We start from the raw sequence: 4,044 nt of genomic DNA, 5'->3' as shown, positions 1-4,044 counted from the left end.
CGGCGACACCGAGTGGGCTTGCTCGATGGGCAAAGGCAACTGCACCGACTTCCACACCCTCTTCCTGGCCATCTTGCGCAGCTGTGGCGTGGCCTGCGAGTTCGAGATCGGTGCCGCCTTTCCGGCTGGCATGGCGGGCGGTGACATCACCCACTTCAAGTGCGGCTACCACTGCTGGACACGCTTTTTCGTGCCTGAGCTCGGCTGGGTGCCGGCCGACGTCTCAGAGGCCTCGCGACACCCCGAGAAGCGCGAGTACTTCTTTGGTGCGATCGATGAGGACCGCGTGTTGCTCAGCCGTGGACGCGACATTGAGATGGTCCCGCACAGCCAAGGCGGCCTGGAAAACTTCTTCACCGAACCGCGCATCGAGAAGCGGTCCGGTGACAGCGTCATCTACGAAAAGAAGCTCGAGTTTTCGAGCCTTTGAAGGGGCCAGTCATGACCAAGCGAGTGTTGATTCTGGGTGGCGGCATCGGTGGCATTGCCGCCGCCAACGAACTGGCCAAGCGCACGAACGGCAAGGCCGAGATCGTGCTCGTGGACAAAGCTGCCCAGTACGAGTTTTCTCCGTCGTACCTGTGGGTGCTGTCAGGCACGCGCGAGATGTCCGATATCACCGTGCCTCTCGGGCGGGTTTCCCGTAAGGGCATTCGCTTTCATCAGGCCACGGTGCAGGCGATTGATCCAGTGGCACGTTCGGTCAAGACCGACCAGGGCACACTGGACGCCGACGTGATCCTCGTCGCGCTGGGTGCTCACACCCATATGACCGGCTTGGAAAGCGTGGCGTCGGTCGGCAGCAACCTGTACACGGCCGCGGGCGCGACGGCGTTGCGTGACTTGAACGCCAAGCCCGGTGCTCGCGCTGCAGTACTGGTGTGCTCGATGCCATTCAAATGCCCTGCGGCGCCGTATGAGGCGGCGATGCTGTGGCAAGCCCGCTTGAAGCGCAGCGGCGGCAAGCCTCAGGTCTCGATCTACACACCCGAGCCGGGGCCGATGCCGGTGGCCGGTGAGAAGGTATCGGCGCAGTTTGTGCAGATGCTCAGCCACAAGGGCATCCAGTACTTCCCGAAGCACACGATCAAAGGGCTGACATCGGATGGTCGCCTGGACTTTGGCGACACGACCGCCGAGTTCGATCACCTGGCGTACGTGCCCAAACACAGCGTGCCGCAGCTGCTGATCGACGCTGGGCTGGCGCAGGCAAACGGTTGGGTCGCGGTCGACCGTCACACGATGCGTACCAAGTTCCAAGACGTCTATGCGGTCGGCGACTGCGTTGGTATCCCGCTGGCCAACGGCAAGGCACTGCCGAAGGCCGGTGTGTTCGCGCACGGCCAGGCCGAAGCGGCAGCTCGCAACATCGCCGACGAACTGGACGGCCTTGAAGGCTCGCACAAGTTCGACGGGCACGGCCAGTGTTTCGTCGAGATGGGCGGCTGGATGGCCGGCCGCGGCGCAGGCAACTTCTACGCAGAACCGAACCCCGATGTCCGGCTCGCGATGCCGGGGCCCTGGAACCACCTCGGCAAGGTGATGTTCGAGAAGTTCTGGCTGAACAAGATGTACTGAGACAACAACGACAGGAGCGCTGAGTGAACGCAATTCCAGGACATTCGATTCCCGTCCACAAGTCAAGTGGGTTGACCACGTTCGGCATAGACCGCCCGTGGCTGGCGATCATCGTTTGCCTGGTCGTCGCGATGCTGTTCGGCGCAGCGCTGCCGTGGGCCAAGATCGATACCAACCCCAAGAACATGCTGCCACCAGAGTCGGCTGTTCGGGTCTGGAACGACCAGGTCAACCAGCGCTTTGGTCTTCACGAAGACACGATCGTCGTGGCACTTCGCCCCGACGGCGGCGTGCTGTCCGCCGAGAGTCTGAAGAAGTTGCAGCGCCTGAGCAGCGACGTGCTGGCGCTGCCAGGAGTCGTCAAAACCGACGTCACGTCCTTGTACACGGTCGACAACGTCACTTCGGGGGGCGAGATGCTGCGTATCGCCCCGCTGCTGGCCTCAGCGCCGCAAGACGCAGCCGGCATCGCAGAGCTGCGCAAGCAACTGTTCGAAGGCCCGCTGTTCGTCGATCGGCTGATCTCGCGCGACGAGAAAACGACGGCCATCTACGTTCCGCTCGAGAAAGGCGCGGACGGCGCCAAGCTGGCAACATCGATCCGCACCGCTGCCCTGCAAAGCTTCCCTGCGGAGCAGATCTACATCACCGGTGATCCGGTGGCCCGGGACCTGTTCGGCGCAGAAATGTTCAAGCTGATGGGCATCTTCGCGCCGATCGCTGGCGGCCTGATGATGGTCTTGATGTTCTGGATGTTCCGCAGCTGGTGGCTTGCGGGCGTGATGATGCTGACGGCCATGGTCAGCATCATGGTGGCGATGGGCGCGGGCATCGCCCTGGGCTTCCCGGTGCACATCATGAGTTCGATGGCACCGGTGTTCCTGATGGCCATCGCCACGGACAGCATCCACATCTTCAACGAGTTCTTCCAACGCTACCGCCCTGGTTCGAACCGAGCCGACGTGGTTCGGCAAACCATCGTGGCCGTGGCGCGCCCCGTTCGCTACACGGCGTTGGCGACGGCACTGGGATTTGCAGTGCTGCTGTTCATGACCATCGTTCCGGTCAAGGTCTTCGGCGGGATCATCGTGCTGGGGACGGTGGTGCTTCGCCTGCTGAGCTTTTACCTCGTGCCGGCTTGCTTGATGCTGGTGCCGCTACCCGCTGCGCGAAGCGGTGATGACGCGTTGTCTCGCCTGACCGGTTGGGTGGCCAGCTGGTCAGTGCAGAGATCTGTGCCGACGCTGGCGATCGCGGTGCTGTTGGCGGCGGGTTCTTTTTGGGGGCTGTCGAAGTCGGTTGTCGACAACAGCATGCTGCGCTGGTTCAAGGAAGGCAGCGAAGTCAGGCAGGCCGACGCGCTGTTTGCGCGAGAGATGGGTGGCGCCATGCCCGCCTCGCTGGTCATCGACACCGGCAAGCCCGACGGCGTGAAGGCCCCCGCAGTCCTGAAGGCCATCGAGGCGATCCAGCAGGATCTGGTGGCACAGAAGCTGGTCGGCACCACCTTGTCTGTTGCAGACTACCTGAAGCGCATCAACCGTGTGCTCAATGGCGATCAACCGGCCGCCGAGGTCTTGCCAGCCGACGCAGACACGGCAGGCCAGTACCTCATGGCGTTCTCGATGGGCGCCAGGCCCAGTGATCTGAACCGCGTCGTTGACTACGACTATCAGCGGGCCAACGTGTTGCTTCAGCTGCGCAGCGGAGACGCCCAAGCGATGAAACGCGTCGAGGATCGAGTGCAGGCCCTCGTACAAGAGCAGCGCATGCCGATCAAGGTGACAGCCGCAGGCCCGGCGCACTTCAACCTGGTATGGAACCAAGAGGTTCTGAAGGACATGATCCTTGGCTTCGCCATTGCGTTGGTCGTTGTGCTCGGCGTGTTGGCGGCCGATTTCCGGTCGATCAAGTGGGCATTGGTCGCTTACGTCCCGCTGCTGCTGACCGTGCTGGTGATCTTTGGTGTGCTCGGCTGGATTGGCAAGGCGATCGACATGCCGGTGGCGGTGTTGTCGTGCCTGTCACTGGGCATGGCGGTGGACTTCGCCATCCACTTCGTCACCCGTTACCGCCAGCGCAGCGAAGAGATCAGTCGCGGCCGTCCTCTGACCGATGCGCAGCGTGAAGAGACGCTGCGCTGGGTCATCCAGTGGCCGGGCAAAGGCATCGTCCGTAATGCCTTGATGTTCGCCGTCGCATTCGCCGTGATGCTGGCGGCGCCGCTCACCCCCTACGTCACGGTCGGCGCCTTCATCGTTTCGATGATGTGCCTGAGCGCTCTGGCGTCGCTGACGCTGATGCCTGCGCTCATCAAGACCTTCCGTCTCTAACTCGGAGCAAGTACCCCATGATTCGAAAGACAGCCCTGGCTCTTGCGTTGATCGCGGCAGCGCACGGGCTCCACGCCCAGACGCCAACGGGCGAAGAGGTCCTGCAGAAGGAACTGGCCAGCTTCTATCAGGC

3 protein-coding genes are annotated in these 4,044 nt (G+C 62.8%); all 3 read left to right on the top strand.

Annotation, left to right across the window (positions count from 1 at the left end; genetic code table 11):
- Window positions 1-430: transglutaminase-like domain-containing protein (locus AC1DYI_RS28625; RefSeq protein ID WP_477207518.1), on the top strand; the 430-nt coding region annotated here is incomplete at its 5' end.
- Between the two features lie 11 nt (window positions 431-441).
- Window positions 442-1,578 carry an NAD(P)/FAD-dependent oxidoreductase gene (locus AC1DYI_RS28620; protein ID WP_477207517.1) on the top strand — a complete coding sequence of 379 codons (1,137 nt, stop codon included), beginning with the start codon at window positions 442-444 and terminating at the stop codon, window positions 1,576-1,578.
- Window positions 1,579-1,649: 71 nt separating this feature from the next.
- A complete protein-coding gene (locus tag AC1DYI_RS28615) occupies window positions 1,650-3,911 on the top strand; it encodes an efflux RND transporter permease subunit (protein WP_477207516.1) in 2,262 nt (753 codons plus the stop codon).
- Window positions 3,912-4,044 lie beyond the last annotated feature (133 nt).

Source organism: Ideonella sp. P3_A4 (assembly GCF_056403075.1).
Note: the sequence above shows the minus strand (reverse complement) of the source record. Positions and strands in the feature narration are given on the sequence as shown.